We start from the raw sequence: 14966 nt of genomic DNA, 5'->3' as shown, positions 1-14966 counted from the left end.
GCGACGACCTTTCCTTCACCCCGATCCGGGCAGCGACTACCGGCCCGAGATCCGGAGTTCCTCTGCGCTCCCCTGCCCTGCCGGGTCCGACAGCGAGCGGCTGCAGACCGCTCCGCCAGTTGCAGGCATCGCCTCCCTCACCGCAGCCCGATCTCGCGCAGCCAGCGTTCAACCTGGGGCCGGGCGTCCGATGCCTCTTCGCCTCGTACCGCCAGGCCTCGGCCGATGGTCGCGTCCGGGCAGAGGGCGGTGTAGTCCTCGATCGTCCTGCCCAGACCGCTGACGGCGTACGTCACGAACGGGTGGATGGCCTTTCCGGCCAGGTCGACACTCCCGGCGAAGGTACGCATGATCATGGGCGGACGGACGTTCCAGATGCCGCTGCCGAGCAGCACGACGTCGTAGCCGGTGATGTCGGGCGCGGTGCCGGCTATCGCCGGGCGGGCGTCGGCGTTCTGCTCGGCGACGTTGCGCTCGACCGTTGCGCGGTAGCTGCGCGGGTACGGGTCGGCGGCCCGGATGCGGTGGACGTCGACCCGGATCAGCGAGGCGATCATGTCGGCGACGACCTGGGTGTTGCCGACCTCGATGTCGCGGGTGCCGCCGTACCAGTAGTTCTCGCCTGCTCGTGAGAAATAGGCCAGCAGCACCTGCGGCGGCGACGATCCGGGCGCCGAGGCGCCCGCGGCGGTGGTCTGCGTGTTCGGCGGTGCCGAACTGGAGCCGCCGCAGGCCGCTGTCGCCGCGTTGAGCAAGGCACCTCCGCCGAGCAGCAGAGACGTGCGCAGGACGGCCCGACGGCGCATGATCATCGCCTCGACAGTCCTCTGCTCAGTGCTCGGGGATCGGCCGGCCGAAGCTCGCCAGGGTGATGTCAGCGGGTTCCGGGCCACCGCGGTTGCCGGTGTCCAGGCCGTCGATCGCGGCCAGTTGCCCATCGGTGAGGTCGAAGTCGAAGACGTCGAAGTTCTCCGCGATGCGCTGCGGCCGCACGGACTTCGGGATGGCCGATCGACCCTGCTGCAGGTGCCAGCGCAGCATCACCTGCGCCGGTGTCCGGCCGTGCGCCCTGGCGATCTCGCCGATCACCGGGTCCTCGAGGGTGCTGCGGTGGCCGCTGTCGCGGTAGAACGTGATGCCGCCGATGGGCGCCCAGGCCTGGGTGAGGATGCCGTGCCCGGTACCGAAGGTCTGCACGTCCCGCTGGGTGAAGTACGGGTGCACCTCGATCTGGTTGACCGCGGGCACGACCGTCGCGTGGTCGAGCAGTGCGGTGAGGTGCTCGACCATGAAGTTGCTGACCCCGATGGCGCGGACCTTCCCGTCGGCGTACAGCGTCTCCAGCGCCCGGTACGCCTGCAGGGTCCGGTCGAACTCCGACGGCAGTGCCTGGTGCAGGATGAGCAGGTCGATCCGGTCGACGCCGAGTTTGCGGGCGCTCTTGTCGAAGCCGTGCAGCGTCTGCTCGTACCCGTAGTCGCTGATCCAGATCTTGGTCTCCAGGAAGACCTCGTCCCGGTCGACGCCGGATGCGGCGACGGCCTCGCCGACCTGCCGTTCGTTGCCGTATGCGGCGGCCGTGTCGATGTGCCGGTAGCCGGTCGACAGCGCCGCCCCGACCGCCGCGCGGGTCTCGTCCGGCGGCGTCTGGAAGACACCGAACCCGAGGGCGGGCATCTCGACGCCGTTGTTCAGCGTCAGCTCAGGTACAGCCATGTGGAGTTCCTTTCCGGAAGCACCCTCGACGGTAGGCACGCCGGCGCGAACGAGGGAGGTTCTGGCGTTACCTCCCTCGTCGGCCGGGAAAAGCCGAGGTACCCGGTAATGACAGAACCTCCCAGGGTGATCGCGTCGGACGTAGCGTCGGGGTATGGGCAAACGGTCGGCGCCGGGGCCGCCCCGGTCACGATCCGCCTGATCCCGAACTCCTGAAGGGCGACCCACCATGGCTCGCAACGCGCAGGCCCGCAAAGAGCACGACGAACTGGTTCCCGCGGACGTGTCCATCCTTGCGGTCACCGATCCCGAGCTCACCGAGTACTTCGACAACTTCGCCTTCGACGAGGTGCTGCGGTACGGCAACCTCGACACCCGCACCAGGCTCATGGTCCAGCTCGCCGCGCTCATCGCGTGCCAGGGCCTGAGTGAGTACCGGGTCCTGCTCGGCGCGGCCCTCTCCGCCGAGGTCACACCGGTCGAGGTCAAGGAGATCGTGTACCAGGCCGTCCCCTACGTGGGCATGGGCAAGGTGTTCGACTTCCTGCACGCCACCAACGACGTCCTCACCGAGCGCGGCGTCCAGCTGCCCCTGCCGGGCCAGTCCACCACCACGCCGGAGACCCGCGAGGCGCAGGGACTGGCGGTGCAGAAGGCCATCGTCGGCGCCGACCGGGTCGACGCCATGTACGCCGCGGCGCCCGCGGACGAACTGCCCATCCAGCGGTACCTCTCGGCGAACTGCTTCGGCGACCACTACACCCGCACCGGACTCGACCTGCCGACCCGGGAGTTGCTCACCTTCGCGATGCTCATCTCCATGGGCGGCTGCGAGCCCCAGGCAACGAGTCACGTCGCCGCCAACCTCAACGTCGGCAACGACCGCCAGACCCTGCTCAGCGTCGTCACCCAGCTGCTGCCGTTCGTCGGCTACCCGCGCACCCTCAACGCCATCCGGCTCATCGACGACGTCACCCCGGCTGCCTAGGCAACGCCACCTCCTCCTCCCCCTTCGTGCTCCGCCACCGGATCAGCCATGCCGACCGACCCCGGTGATGAGTTGTCGCGCCCGTACCCGTCACATCTACGACGGGACACGACGAGGCGGAAGGATGACGTGATGGGTGCGGACACGCGGCTGGAGGAACTGGGCGTGAGCGGGCTGGGCGACGTCGACGAGCAAGCGTTCTCGGGGCTGGCGGAGCGGCACCGGCGGGAGCTGCACGTGCACTGCTACCGGATGCTCGGGTCGTTCGAGGACGCCGAGGACACCGTGCAGGAGACGTTCCTGCGTGCCTGGCGGCGCCGGGAGACCTTCGCGGGGCGCTCGACGTTCCGGGCCTGGCTGTACCGGATCGCCACCAACGCCTGCCTGGACCTGCTCGCCAAGTACCGCCCGGAGCCCGCGACCGGCGGCGAGGTGCTGTGGCTGCAGCCCTACCCGGACCGGCTGCTCGACGAACTGCCCGCGGGCGACGCGGACGAGCCGGAGACCGTCGCCGTCGCGCGGGAGACGATCGAGCTGGCGTACCTGGTCGCGGTCCAGCACCTCGCGCCGCGCCCGCGGGCAGTGCTGATCCTGCGGGACGTGCTCGGCTGGCCGGCGAAGGACGTCGCGGAGCTCCTCGGGGACTCCGTCAACTCCGTGAACAGCGCGCTGCAGCGGGCCCGCGCCGGCATGCGGGAGCACCTGCCCGCCGAGCGGCAGGACTGGACCGGCGGCGAGGAGGACGCCGGTACGCGCGAGCTGGTCCGCCGCTACACCGACGCCAGCGTGGCCACGGACATCGGCAGGCTCGCCGCACTGCTGCGCGACGACGTGCGCTGCTCGATGCCGCCCACGCCGGGCCTGTACGTCGGCCGCGACACGGTGGTGAACGACTGGATCGAGAGCGGCTTCGAGGGCATCGGGCACCTGCGCGCCGTCCTCACCTCCGTGAACCGGCAGCCCGCCGTCGCCTTCTACCTCTGGCGGAAGCCGGAGGGCGCGTACCTGCCGCTGACGATCGACGTCCTGCGCATCACCGGCGGCGCGATCACCGAGATCATCACGTTCCACGACGACCGGTTCCCGCGGCTCGGGCTGCCGGAGCGCCTGCCGGCGGACGGCACGGAGTAGTCCCGGTGCGGACGCTCGCGCTGCGCGGTGGCGCGCGTGTCGCGGTGGTCGAGGCCGAGTGGACCGACGCGTTCGGCGTCGTCACCCGCGGGCGGGTGCAGCTGGAGCTGCGCGACGGCGAGCCCGGGCCCGTCCTCGAACGCGACGCCGGGTTCTGGCTCCGCGGCACCGGCGTCCGCGCCCTGCGCAACCCCGGCCGCCGCACGGCGCGGGTGCGCATCGTCACCCCCCGGACGCGGACCGTCACGTGCCCTTTACCGAACACCTGGAGGAACGAGATGAGCAGCATGAACGACAGCGGGGTCGTCGCACGGACCAGCCACACCAGCCGACTCCGCGGGCTCGCCGGCATCGGCTTCATTGCCGCGCTCGCGGCGATGGTGGCCACCACCCTCGCCGCTGCGCTTGCCCGGGCCGTCGGCGTCGACTTCGAGATCCCGGATGGTGGCGAGACGATCCCGTTGCCCGGGTTCGCCGTGGTGACCGGCTTCTTCTCGGTCGTGGGCATCGTCATCGCCGCCGCGCTGCTTCGCTGGAGCGCCCGCCCCGCTGAGCGGTTCGTGTGGACGGCGGTGTCGCTGACCGCGATCTCGCTGGTCCCGCCCCTCCTCTCCGGGGCAGCCACCGCCACCATCACCGCCCTGCTCGGGCTACACCTCGTCCCTGCGGCGGTGATGATCCCCACCCTGGCCCGGAGCCTCCGCACCCGAACCGATTGACGCGGGCTGTGACCTCCGTATGGTCAATCGCGCCGGACCGCCCGTGGTGGGGCGCCGGGCGTTCGAGCGCGATCCGTGACGCTCGTGTCCAGGCCCATCACGCTGATCCGGTACCTCGGCTGACCGTGGCTACGCCGGTCGGGACTGGTCATCGTCCCGGCCGGCAGGTGAACACACGCCGGCGCTGTGACCACCGGGGGTAGCCCCACCGCCCGGTCGGCGGCAGGAAAGGAACGGCAGGACCGCGGTCACGGCCCTGCCGTCGTCGAGGGGTCACCCAGCGGCCGGGTTGTCCTGCCAGTCCGAGACGCGTCGCACGATGATGATGCCGAGGACCGCGGCGAGGATGCCGGCGCCGCCGGTGATCACCGCGAGGAACGCCGGGGTGTACACGGTGGTCACGGTCGCATCGGTCCCGGGGGTGGCGTACACGGTGGTGTTGGTGTAACTGAGGAAGGTCACCAGCAACGCCGTCCACCACGCGCTGACGAGCTGGACCGAGGACCACGCCTTCTCCGGGTAGCTGCGCCGGTAGACCTCCTTGACCACCTGGCCGGGGATGACGAGGTTCGCCACGGGGACGAACCAGCCGGCAATCACCCATGGCTTGCGCCACTCGAGGGGGTTGTTGCGCCGGCCAAAATTGTCGTGGGCCAGGTAGAGCCAGACGATGAACACGACCAGGGCGAGCACCCGGGCGACGGTGACGGCCTGCAGGCCGAGCTCGCCCTCGATGGACCAGCCGAAGCCGAACTCTTCCCGTCGCGCGACGACCTCGCCGGAGACGTCCTCAGGTCCCAGAAGGTTCCGGACGATGAAGAACGCATGGGCCAGCCCGGCGATCGCCAGGGCGGCGACGGTCACCCAACCGGTCGTCTGCAATCTATGGGGTACAGCAATGCGAGTTTCGCTCATGCTTCGAGGAGCTTAGGTGCCCGCCGCACGCGCCAGAGTTTCATGGTCAGCTATCGGACCACGACAGATTGTGTACCGCCATGCGTGCACCGACCCGGCCCGTCGGGTTGGCGCTTTGTGGCTCGGTCCGCGCGTTGTCACGTGCCAATGCCCGCCAGACGTTTCCGGCCTGGATGCGGAAGTGACCAGTCAGTCCGTCGACGCGATGGCGTCTTTGATCGCTTGCGCGTCGCCGTCGAGGAGCGACCTCTTGCGTTCCGGCGAGTCGACCTTGATGGTCCAGCCGTCTCCCGCGTAGCGAGGGATGACGTGAAGGTGGAAGTGGAAGACGGTCTGGAAGGCGACTTCGCCGTCACAGAGGAGGACGTTGATCCCCTCGCAGCGCAGGTTTGAGCGTCGCAAGGCCCGTGCCATGTCATGACCGACCGACCAGACGTGAGCGCTCGTGGCTCCATCGAGGTCTTCGAGGCCCACCGCGTGCTCGCGCGGCACGACGAGAAGATGGCCGGGTGTGACGGGGTTCAGGTCCATGAAGACCACGACGGTCTCGTCCTCGTACACCACACTGGCCTCGGCCTGTCGGGCCACAATGGCGCAGAAGATGCACTCCTGCGCCGCCGATGTCGCGTCCTGTGTCATGCGCGCAATAGTCCCAGTGCGCCCAGACAGGTGCTACTCAGTTGATGGCGGAGCCTGACCATTGCGGCATAGAGTGCGCACCTGATCAGGCGCTTCCGAGGTTCATGAGGTGATGGCCACGGCTCGGCGCAGGTAGGCGTTGTGACCGAGTTCGGCGAACATGAATGCCGCGACGTCGGCGCGGGAGACCTTGGCGGTGAAGGAGAGCCGGAGGTCGGTTCCGGTGCGGTAGCGGTCGGTGCGGGGCCCGTTGGTGAGGACCGGCGCCCGGACCACGGTCCAGTCGGCATCACTGGCTCGCAGGAGTGCCTCAGTCTGTTCCTTGTCGCGGAGAGTGGCCCGTTCCAGCAGCCAGGAAACGGTGACGTACGCGGTGCGGTGACGGCTGTCCGCGACGCCGTAGTTGCTCAAAAGGATGAGACGGCGGGGACCGTGGTCGGCCATGGCAGACAGCACTGTGCGGATGCCCTCGGTGCAGACATCGGGGCCTCGCCGTCGCCGACCCAGTGTGCTGACGATCGCATCGGCACCTTCGAGGGTCCCGGCCACTGCCGCAGGGTTGCGCACGTCGCCGCCGACGACGTGGAGCTTCGAACGCGGACCGATCCGGGCCGGGTCGCGGGTGAGCGCGTTGACCTCGTGGCCGTGCTGGAGAGCGTGCTCGACGACGACGCGGCCCGTGCGTCCGGTCGCGCCGAAGATGGCCAAGCGCAATGGATGCTCCTCGACACTTTTTGTTGATCAGCCTATCCGGGACAAGTGTCCCGGATAACTGCTACAGTGCCCCCGGTAGCACCGAGCCGTCAACCCTGGAGGTCAGTCATGCTTATCGTCGCCGGAACCGGCTACGTCGACCCAGATCACCGCGACGCACTCCTGGCAAGCCTCGCCCCGTCCCTCCGCCACACCCGAACCACACCGGGATGCCTGGACTACGTGGTGGCGGCCGACCCGATCGAGCCGGACCGGGTCAACATCTACGAGCGGTGGGAGTCCGAGGCGCACCTCAACACCCACCTGGCCGGAATCTCGCAGACCGCACCGCCGATGCCGCACGTGCGCAGCGTGGAGGTCGTGCGATACGAGATCAGCGCGTCCGGCCAACTCCAAGGCTGAATGGACCGCCGTTCCGGCCGACAGCTTCGAAGCGCGAGGAGCCGACGGCCCGACACGGCTCGACACGGCATACGATCGCAGCGATGCCACCAACGGACCGGACCCCGAACGCCACGCACGTCGACGCGGTCGCGGAGCCGGCCAAGCCTCAACGCGCCGACGGCCGACGCAACCAGGCGCGGGTCCTGGAAGAGGCATTCGCCGCCTTCGCGGCGCACGGCGCCGCCGTCTCGATCCGCGAGATCGCCCGCCGAGCCGGCGTCAGCACCGGCACCGTCAGCCGGCATTTCCCCACCAAGGAGGCGCTCTTCCAGGCGGTTGCGCTGCACCGGATCGAACACCTCGTCCACAGCGCGGAAGACATCGCCGCGCGCGAGGACCCGGCAACAGCCTTCTTCACCTTCTTCGCGCTGCTGGTGCGGCAGAGCGCAGCCGATCATGCCGTCGGTGACGCGCTCACCGGCGTCGGGTTCGACCTTCAGGCCGCAGCATCGACGGCCATCCGCGACTTCGGCGCGGCCATGACAGACCTGCTCACCGCGGCACAGCGGGCCGGTGCGGTCCGCGATGATGCCGACACCGCCGATGTCAAAGCCCTCATCGCCGGCTGCATCGCCCGCGACGGCGACGGCGCCGCGCAACAGCGCATGATAGAGATCGCCCGCGACGGACTCCGACCCCGATCGGCTTGAGCGCCCGGCCGGCGGTATGGGTCTGTCCGCTCGACGCAGCGCTCGTCTCGGCCGTGGTCGTTCAAGCGGCGCAGCGCATCAGTTCGTCGACTGCGATGCGCGCGGACGACGGGCAGCCCTTGGTAAAGCCGTAGAAGGGGCCGAAGTCGCGGGTGGAGGCGAAGCCGATCACGTGGAGACCTGCCAGTGACGTTTCGAAGCCCTCGGTCAGGTCGGGGAAACCATCTGTCGTCCTCACCTGGTGCGAGACGCTGCGCAGGTAGGGGATGCGCGACAGGTCTGCCTTGTAGCCGCATGCGAAGATCACATGGTCCGCGGTCAGCGTTGTCTGATCGGAGAGCTGAAGTCGCACATCTTGATCACCGGGCGTCACGTCGATGACCGCGCAGTTTGGATGGCTGGTGACAACGTCCGTGGCGAGGCGTGGGACGAGCCAGGGCTCGAGGGTGAGGCGGCCGACTCGCCAGAATTCGCCGGCGATCCGCTGTTGTTCCTCCGCGGAGAGTCGGCGCCACCATCCTCGCTCGGCCAGCGTCTGATCGATGTATGGGTCCATGAAGGCCCAGCTGACCTTGGCGAACTCCGGAATGGGATGGCGATGCACCAGGTGCACCTGCTCGGCGTGCCGGTCGCACAGCAGCGCTGCCCACTCGTAGGCGCTCTGCCGCCCTCCGACAATGGCGACACGGGCGGCGGCGAGATCCTCGAAGGTGACAAGCTCGCTGGTATGTGATCGGAGTGTCGGCGGTACGTCCTCGTGCCAGTGTGGGACGTTGGCGAAGTAGCACATGCCCGGGACGGCAATAACCTTCTCCGCGGTGATCGTCGAGCCGTCGTCCAGGTTTGCGAGAAAGCTCCCGTTCGGTTTGGTGAGGTCCGCGACCATCCGTTCGTCGACTTCGAGCGACGTGCGCTCACGGAACCACTCCGCGTAGTCGATGAAGACAGCGATCGGAATTGGGTCGAAGTCCTCGGGTCGCATCCCTCGGTCCTCGAAAAAGGCCTTGAAGGTGTAGTTGCCGCCGGCGTCGAGGTGCCAGTCCGGTCCCGAGCGCAAGAACATGCCAGCCGGCATCTGCTCACGCCAGAAGGCCAACGAATGGCCGACGATGTGAGTGTCGATTCCGTTGTCACGAGCGAAGGCAGCGGCCGAGTATGCGTACGGTCCCGCACCGATCACCAGGAGTTCTGTCCGCTTCGGCATATTTCCTCCCGAACGGCCGGATACTTCCACGCTACCTCGGGCCCGCCATCACGCCGCGGCTCGAGCCTCGGCGACGCAGACGTACTCGTGCGGCTCCTCGGCTTCGGTGATCTCGCGCAACCTCCTTTTCCGACGCGTCGGACGCAGGGGGGTGACCGCACGGGCCACCAGTCCAGAATCCGTTCAGCCAGCCGGTGCCGGCGAGCGACATCGCCCGCGCTTGCCGGCGGGCGGTTGTGTAGTTGCGCGGGGCCCACGCGACTACGCCGGGAACTGGGGACAGGGCTTCAGTTTCCTCGGGGGCTTCACAGCGGTCTTTGTGGTCGGCCTCCTCCTGACTCGGCCATGGCGGTTCACAGCATGGCTCAAGCACAGGTGACGCAGGTGCGAGCAAACGGGCGGGCTGCGAGGCGACCAGCGGGGATCTGGCTGCCACAGCGTTCGCAGATGCCGTAGGCGCCGGAGTCCAGGCGCGCCAGGGCCTCGTCCAGGTCAGCCAGCCGGCGGCGGGTCGCGGCGAGGACGGCGGCGAGCTGCGCGCGCTCGTAGGCGATCGTGCTTCCCTCGGGGTCGTGCTCGTCGTCGGCGTTGGAGTCCTGGCTCGCCTCGAACACGGCGTGCAGGTCCGCCTCGAGCCCGTGCACCTCGCTGGCGGCGGCTGAACGGAGCCGCTCCAGCTCAGCACGAATACCGTCGTCGGCCATCGTTCTACGGTACTTCCCCGCACATCGGCACGAGCGCGGGTCGAAAGGTTTCCGCAGCTCCGTGCGGGCGTCGCCGCCGTCCAAAGGTGCGACGATAAGCGTCCGCGTCAGTCGTCGCTCAGGGCCGGGTCTGACGGGCGCAACGAGGGTCGGACGGATTCGGCTGCGTCGCGGCGAGAGATTTCTCCGGGGCCGTGTCGATCCGCGGGCCGCCCGTTCGACGTGTGGGTACGAGTGCGCGGGCCGGGAGGCGGCCCCGCCGAACGAGGAGGACCTATGCCGAAGTACATGCTGATCCTGCGGGGCACCGACGAGTCGAACGCGGCCGTGATGGCCGGGTTCGAGGAGTTGGCGGCCTCCACCTACCGCTACATCGAGGACCTGGTCAAGGCCGGCGTGTTCATCGCGGCCGAAGGGCTGGACGATGCGGGCCAGAGCGTCGTGGTCGACTTCAGCGGCGAGGCCCCGGTGGTCACGGACGGGCCGTACGGAGAGACCAAGGAACTGTTCGGGGGCTACTTCCTGCTCGATGTCGCCTCGAAGCAGGAGGCGGTCGAGTGGGCCAAGCGGGTCCCGTCGGTCAACGGGTCCAAGATCGAGATCCGGCGGGTGGCCGGGGACGACGAGCGGCCGGCGGACAGCGTGGGGTCCGTCGAGGAACGGGCCGGGAGCGAGAGCCCCGGCCGGGTCTGATGGGTACGGCCGACGTCGAGGCCGTCTGGCGGATCGAGTCGGCGCGGATCGTCGCCGCGCTGACCCGGTTCACCGGCGATTTCGGGCTGGCCGAGGACGCCGCCCAGGAGGCGGTGGCCGAGGCGCTGGAGTCGTGGCCGCTCTCCGCTCCGGCCAATCCGGCCGGCTGGCTGATGGCCACGGCCCGGCGGCGGGCGATCGACGCGATCCGCCGCCGGACCGCCCTGCAGGACCGATACGCCCTGCTCGCGGCTGACCCGGTGGTCGACGAGGACATCGACCCCGACCGGATCGACGACGACATCCTGGCGCTGATGTTCGTCAGCTGCCACCCGGTGCTCTCCCCCGAGGCCCGGGTGGCGCTGACCCTGCGCGTGGTCGGCGGCCTGTCCACCGAACAGATCGCCCGTGCGTTCCTGGTGTCAGTGCCGACCGTGCAGGCCCGGATCACCAGGGCGAAGAAGACGATCGCGGCGGCCGGGGTGCCGTTCGAACTGCCGCCGGCCGGTGAGCGCCGGGAACGGCTGGGCGGCGTGCTCAGCGTCGTCTACGTGATCTTCACCGAGGGGTCGACGGCCACGTCGGGCGACCGGCTGCTCAGCCCCGGCGTCGCGTACGAGGCGATCCGGCTGGCCCGTACGCTGGCCGCGCTGCTGCCGGACGAGCCGGAGGTGCACGGTCTGCTCGCGCTGTGCGAGCTGACGGCCGCGCGCTTCCCGGCCCGGACCGGCCCGGATGGTTCGCCGATCCTGCTGGCGGACCAGGACCGGCGGCGGTGGGACTTCTCGGCGGTCCGCCGTGGGCTGGCCGCGCTGGCCAAGGCGTCGGCTCGCGGGCTCGGCCCCTACGGCCTGCAGGCTGCGATCGCCGCCACCCACGCGATGGCGCCGTCGGTGGAGGCGACCGACTGGGACCGGATCGTGGTGCTCTACGAGGCGCTCGGCCGGGTCGCGCCCTCGCCGGTGGTCGAGCTCAACCGGGCCGTCGCCGTGGCCATGGCCTCGGGTCCGGCGCAGGCCCTGGCCATGGTGGACGAGCTGATCGCCTTGGACCGGCTCCCCGGTTCGCATCTGGTTCCGACCGTGCGCGGTGAGCTGCTGGCCCGCCTCGGTCGGCGACCGGAGGCGCGCGCCGAGCTGGAACTGGCGGCCCGGCTGTGCGCCAACGAGCGCGAACGCTCAGTGCTGCTGCGCAAGGCGGCCGCGCTGGACTGACTCCAGCCCAGCCAGCCGCGGTCGTCCCCGGGGGCGGCGGGAGCGTGCCGGAGGTCGGGGTCGTCGTCGCCCATCACAAAGGCGCATCCGAGGCTCAGGACACGCGCTGCTTGCGTGCTTTGGCGTACCGGCTGGTGGGCGGCAGGAACAGCAGCACGACCACGGCGATGCTGAGTACCATCGCCGCCGCGCCCAGCGCCTTGGTCGCGCCGGGTGCCACGTCCGAGATCACGAGCCCGTTGGCGCACAAAGCGCTCAGCAGGAGCACGGTCAGGACGATGCGCGCCCACAGTGCCCCGTTGCGCACGGCGAGCGCGATGCCGAGCACCAGCACCGCCGACACCAGACCCGTCACACCCCGAACGACGAGCGTGTTCGCGGCCTCGTCGACCACGCTCGCGGTCAACTCGGACCCCAGCAGGGCCTCGGTGTCCTCGCCCAGGACGTCGCCGGCGGTCCGCTCCGCCAGGTCGTGCGCCTTGACGACGAGCAGCACGGATCCGACCGCGCTGAACAGGCCGGCCAGGAGGGCGCCGAAGAAGCCGAACGTGAGGGTGGCGGGGCGGATCGACGGGGTTGCGGCGTACGTGGCGACGGCAGCCGGTTGGACCGGCTGATGACCGGTGTTGGACATCTGCGGTACTCCCTGTTCTTCGATGGACCGCGGCCCTGGACAAACCGCACGGCCGGCCCGCCGATCGGCGGGCTTGTCGAAGCTAGGACTCGGCTGCCGCCCACGAATGGGGAAGAACACCCATGTTGACCTGACCGTCGTCACAGGCCTCGCTGCCGGGCCCAACTTGGGGAGTTATCCCCAAGCCGCCGGCCGGTTGGGTCCCTAGCCTCGGCGGCCATGAGCGATGATTGGACCGTCGTGGACGAGGGCTGGGGCCGCCAGGCCGTGCCCTTCGCCACGCTCAGCGAGCCGAGCAACTGCCGGGAGTACATCTCGGTACACCATCGGCTGGGAATCGGCCAGGGCGAGCGGCTGCTCGACGTCGCCTGTGGTGCCGGCCTGGCGTTGGAACTGGCCGCGGTGCGCGGTGCGACGTGCACGGGCATCGACGCGTCGGCCCGGCTGGTGGCGGTCGCCCGGGACCGCTCCCCGCACGCCGATATCCGGGTCGGCGACATGCATGATCTGCCTTGGCCGGACGCCAGTTTCGATGTCGCGACCAGCTTCCGGGGGATCTGGGGTACCACACCGGAAGCGTTGCCGGAGCTCCTGCGGGTGCTCGTGCCGGGTGGCCGGCTGGGGATGACGGTGTGGGGTCACATCAAGGCCTCCCCCGGGGCCTGGGCGCTCAAGCCGTTTCGTACCGCGTCGCCGCCCAAGCTCGCCAACCAGGCGGCGATGCAGCTGGGCCGTCCGGGTGCGGCGGAGGATCTGCTTGCCCGCGCCGGCTTCGTCGACATCGAACGATTCGAGGTTCCCTTCGCATGGGAGTTCGCGGATCCGCCGACCTACGCCCGCACCATCGCCGCCACCGGGCCGGCCTACGAGGCCATCCAGAACACGGGCGAGACAGCCTTCCTCGCGGAGGCGGTCCGGTGCGCCACCGCGTATGTCCGTGAGGGGCTGCCGCTGCGGGCCGAGATCGCCGTCACGGGGTTCATCGCCAGGAAGGCGGGTCCATGATGGACGCCGGATTCCTGTCCGAGGCCGCACCGGATCCTCAGGCACAGCTCATGTTCGACGAGGATGTCGCCGACTTCGGTGCGGTCATGAACGTGTCGCGGCTCTGGGCCTACCAGCCGGCGTCCTTCTTCGGGCTCGTGGACCTGCTGCGCCAGTCCAGTGTGGCGCACGGCATCTCGGGCCGGCAGCGCGGCATCCTGGTGGCCGCCTGCGCTTCGACGCTCGGCGACTCCTACTGCTCGCTGTCGTGGGGGACGAAGCTGGCCGCCAAGACCGATGTCGCGACCGCCGCCGGGGTGATCCGCGGCGAGGACTCGGCGCTGACACCGGCCGAGCAGGCGATCGCCCGGTGGGCGCGCAAGGTCGCCCGGTGGCCCCAGCAGACCACCGAAGAGGACGTGCGGGGGCTTCGCGACGCCGGCTTCACCGATCGGCAGATCTTCGGGGTGACGCTGTTCGTGGCGTTGCGCGTCGCCTTCTCGTCGGTCAACGGGGCCCTCGGTGTCCGGCCCGACGCCTTCTTCCGCGAGTTGGCACCGCAGCCGGTGCTCGACGCGGTCACCTTCGGCCGCCCCATCGCAAGTTAGGGATGTCTCCCCATGCCGCACGCCGCAGCCGCGGCGACAGTCATTGCCGGTGGTGCCGTCCGGGGGGGGACGGCACCACCCGGGTAGGTCGGCGCCAATCGAGAGGAATGGAAGATGATGAGTACACCATCCGAATTGGAGCTGCTCAAGGCACGCCAGCAGCTCACCTGGGCGAGCGGTGACTACAGCCGCATCGCGTGGATCACGGTGCCGGTGGCCGAGGCGCTGGCTGACGCGGTGGAGCTGCGGCCGGGTGCGGCCGTGCTCGACGTCGCCACCGGCACCGGCCACGTGGCCCTTGCCGCCGCCCGGCGGTTCTGCACCGTGACCGGCCTGGACTACGTCCCTGACCTGGTACGGACGGCCCGCGCGCGGGCGCAGGCCGAGGGTCTGGAGATCGACTTCGTCGAGGGCGACGCCGAGGAGCTCCCGTTCGACAACGACAGCTTCGACTTCGTCCTTTCCGCCATCGGCGTCATGTTCACCGCCGATCATCACCGGGCCGCGCGGGAGCTGCTGCGGGTGTGCCGTCCCGGCGGCGACATCGGCCTGGCGAGCTGGGCCCCGGACGGGTTCGTCGGCGAGATCCTGAAGATCGCCGGCAAGTACGCCCCGCCGCCTCCTGCGGCCCGGCCCGCCACCCGCTGGGGTACCGAGGACTTCATCACGGAGCTGCTCGGTCCCGCGGCGGCGAGCCTCACCTTCGAGGCGGCGTCGGTGCGGCAGCGGTTCCTTTCGGCCGAGCACTTCGCGGACTTCTTCATCACCCACTACGGCCCGACGCACAAGGTGGCCGAGCGGCTGGACGAGGACGACCTGTGCAACTTCCGCTCGGACCTGGTCGCCCTCGCCGAGGGCGCCAACGTCGCCACCGACGGGACCGTCGCAGCGGACTGGGACTACCTGATCGCCTGTGCCGTGGCCGTGTAGCCGAGTTCGCCGCGGAGGACTCCTGCCGCCGCCCCGGTGCCGTCGGACCGGTCGCGGCGGCAGGTCATCTCACGCAGTA

The 14966-nt window shown here is 69.8% G+C and carries 18 protein-coding genes; 10 read left to right on the top strand and 8 right to left on the bottom strand.

Translation table 11 applies throughout. The features are described from left to right. Positions 1-137: 137 nt before the first annotated feature. Together ABZS66_RS15540 and ABZS66_RS15535 are read right to left on the bottom strand one after the other, a co-directional pair. Entirely contained in the window at positions 138-812 is a 675-nt protein-coding gene (locus tag ABZS66_RS15540; RefSeq protein ID WP_354757962.1) for a flavodoxin, read from the bottom strand. Between the two features lie 19 nt (positions 813-831). Continuing rightward, positions 832-1716: an aldo/keto reductase gene (locus tag ABZS66_RS15535; protein ID WP_354757960.1), complete on the bottom strand. Its 885-nt coding sequence runs from the start codon at positions 1714-1716 to the stop codon at positions 832-834. 229 nt (positions 1717-1945) lie between these two features. On the opposite strand from ABZS66_RS15535, the gene ABZS66_RS15530 reads away from it, so the two are divergent. The 3 genes from ABZS66_RS15530 (at position 1946) to ABZS66_RS15520 (ending at position 4554) form a co-directional block, all read left to right on the top strand. Beyond that, a complete protein-coding gene (locus ABZS66_RS15530) occupies positions 1946-2704 on the top strand; it encodes a carboxymuconolactone decarboxylase family protein (protein ID WP_354757958.1) in 759 nt (252 codons plus the stop codon). A 132-nt stretch (positions 2705-2836) separates the two neighbouring features. After that, positions 2837-3835, top strand: a complete 999-nt coding sequence (locus ABZS66_RS15525; protein WP_354757956.1) for an RNA polymerase subunit sigma-70 — start codon at positions 2837-2839, stop codon at positions 3833-3835. Between the two features lie 5 nt (positions 3836-3840). Beyond that, positions 3841-4554, top strand: coding sequence for a DUF6069 family protein (locus ABZS66_RS15520; RefSeq protein WP_354757954.1), 714 nt, complete (start codon positions 3841-3843; stop codon positions 4552-4554). Positions 4555-4827: 273 nt separating this feature from the next. Here ABZS66_RS15520 and ABZS66_RS15515 read toward each other — a convergent pair whose 3' ends face one another. From ABZS66_RS15515 to ABZS66_RS15505, 3 genes are all read right to left on the bottom strand, one after another. Beyond that, positions 4828-5418 (bottom strand): DUF4328 domain-containing protein, encoded by a 591-nt coding sequence (locus ABZS66_RS15515; RefSeq protein WP_354757952.1) that lies wholly within the window; start codon positions 5416-5418, stop codon positions 4828-4830. A gap of 240 nt (positions 5419-5658) precedes the next feature. Further along, positions 5659-6108, bottom strand: coding sequence for an HIT family protein (locus tag ABZS66_RS15510; protein WP_354757950.1), 450 nt, complete (start codon positions 6106-6108; stop codon positions 5659-5661). Positions 6109-6210: 102 nt separating this feature from the next. Beyond that, positions 6211-6816 carry an NAD(P)H-binding protein gene (locus ABZS66_RS15505; RefSeq protein ID WP_354757948.1) on the bottom strand — a complete coding sequence of 202 codons (606 nt, stop codon included), beginning with the start codon at positions 6814-6816 and terminating at the stop codon, positions 6211-6213. A 114-nt stretch (positions 6817-6930) separates the two neighbouring features. Between ABZS66_RS15505 and ABZS66_RS15500 the strand changes: the two genes are divergently transcribed. Together ABZS66_RS15500 and ABZS66_RS15495 are read left to right on the top strand one after the other, a co-directional pair. After that, complete coding sequence (locus tag ABZS66_RS15500) at positions 6931-7224, top strand: putative quinol monooxygenase (RefSeq protein ID WP_354757946.1); 294 nt, start codon at positions 6931-6933, stop codon at positions 7222-7224. 83 nt (positions 7225-7307) lie between these two features. After that, complete coding sequence (locus ABZS66_RS15495) at positions 7308-7916, top strand: helix-turn-helix domain-containing protein (RefSeq protein WP_354757944.1); 609 nt, start codon at positions 7308-7310, stop codon at positions 7914-7916. A gap of 61 nt (positions 7917-7977) precedes the next feature. Here the strand turns inward: ABZS66_RS15495 and ABZS66_RS15490 are convergent, their stop codons facing one another. Next, a complete protein-coding gene (locus tag ABZS66_RS15490; RefSeq protein ID WP_354757942.1) occupies positions 7978-9120 on the bottom strand; it encodes an NAD(P)-binding domain-containing protein in 1143 nt (380 codons plus the stop codon). A gap of 365 nt (positions 9121-9485) precedes the next feature. Then, positions 9486-9824 carry a TraR/DksA C4-type zinc finger protein gene (locus tag ABZS66_RS15485; protein WP_354757940.1) on the bottom strand — a complete coding sequence of 113 codons (339 nt, stop codon included), beginning with the start codon at positions 9822-9824 and terminating at the stop codon, positions 9486-9488. A 276-nt stretch (positions 9825-10100) separates the two neighbouring features. Between ABZS66_RS15485 and ABZS66_RS15480 the strand changes: the two genes are divergently transcribed. Together ABZS66_RS15480 and ABZS66_RS15475 are read left to right on the top strand one after the other, a co-directional pair. Then, positions 10101-10517 carry a YciI family protein gene (locus tag ABZS66_RS15480; protein WP_354757938.1) on the top strand — a complete coding sequence of 139 codons (417 nt, stop codon included), beginning with the start codon at positions 10101-10103 and terminating at the stop codon, positions 10515-10517. Beyond that, the gene (locus tag ABZS66_RS15475) at positions 10517-11731 is read left to right on the top strand and encodes a sigma-70 family RNA polymerase sigma factor (protein WP_354757936.1); all 1215 of its coding nucleotides are present in this window, start codon (positions 10517-10519) and stop codon (positions 11729-11731) included. The genes ABZS66_RS15480 and ABZS66_RS15475 overlap by 1 nt, the downstream gene beginning before the upstream one ends. A gap of 94 nt (positions 11732-11825) precedes the next feature. Here the strand turns inward: ABZS66_RS15475 and ABZS66_RS15470 are convergent, their stop codons facing one another. Further along, positions 11826-12365: a hypothetical protein gene (locus ABZS66_RS15470; protein ID WP_354757935.1), complete on the bottom strand. Its 540-nt coding sequence runs from the start codon at positions 12363-12365 to the stop codon at positions 11826-11828. Between the two features lie 240 nt (positions 12366-12605). Here ABZS66_RS15470 and ABZS66_RS15465 point away from each other — a divergent pair, with 240 nt between their 5' ends. From ABZS66_RS15465 to ABZS66_RS15455, 3 genes are all read left to right on the top strand, one after another. After that, positions 12606-13370 carry a class I SAM-dependent methyltransferase gene (locus ABZS66_RS15465; RefSeq protein ID WP_354757933.1) on the top strand — a complete coding sequence of 255 codons (765 nt, stop codon included), beginning with the start codon at positions 12606-12608 and terminating at the stop codon, positions 13368-13370. After that, a complete protein-coding gene (locus ABZS66_RS15460) occupies positions 13367-13957 on the top strand; it encodes a hypothetical protein (protein ID WP_354757931.1) in 591 nt (196 codons plus the stop codon). Before ABZS66_RS15465 ends, ABZS66_RS15460 begins: the two co-directional genes overlap by 4 nt. Positions 13958-14071: 114 nt before the next feature. Continuing rightward, a complete protein-coding gene (locus tag ABZS66_RS15455) occupies positions 14072-14887 on the top strand; it encodes a class I SAM-dependent methyltransferase (protein ID WP_354757929.1) in 816 nt (271 codons plus the stop codon). Positions 14888-14966 lie beyond the last annotated feature (79 nt).

The sequence above is a fragment of the Dactylosporangium sp. NPDC005572 genome, from assembly GCF_040605515.1.
In the GTDB taxonomy this organism is placed as follows: domain Bacteria; phylum Actinomycetota; class Actinomycetes; order Mycobacteriales; family Micromonosporaceae; genus Dactylosporangium.
Note: the sequence above shows the minus strand (reverse complement) of the source record. Positions and strands in the feature narration are given on the sequence as shown.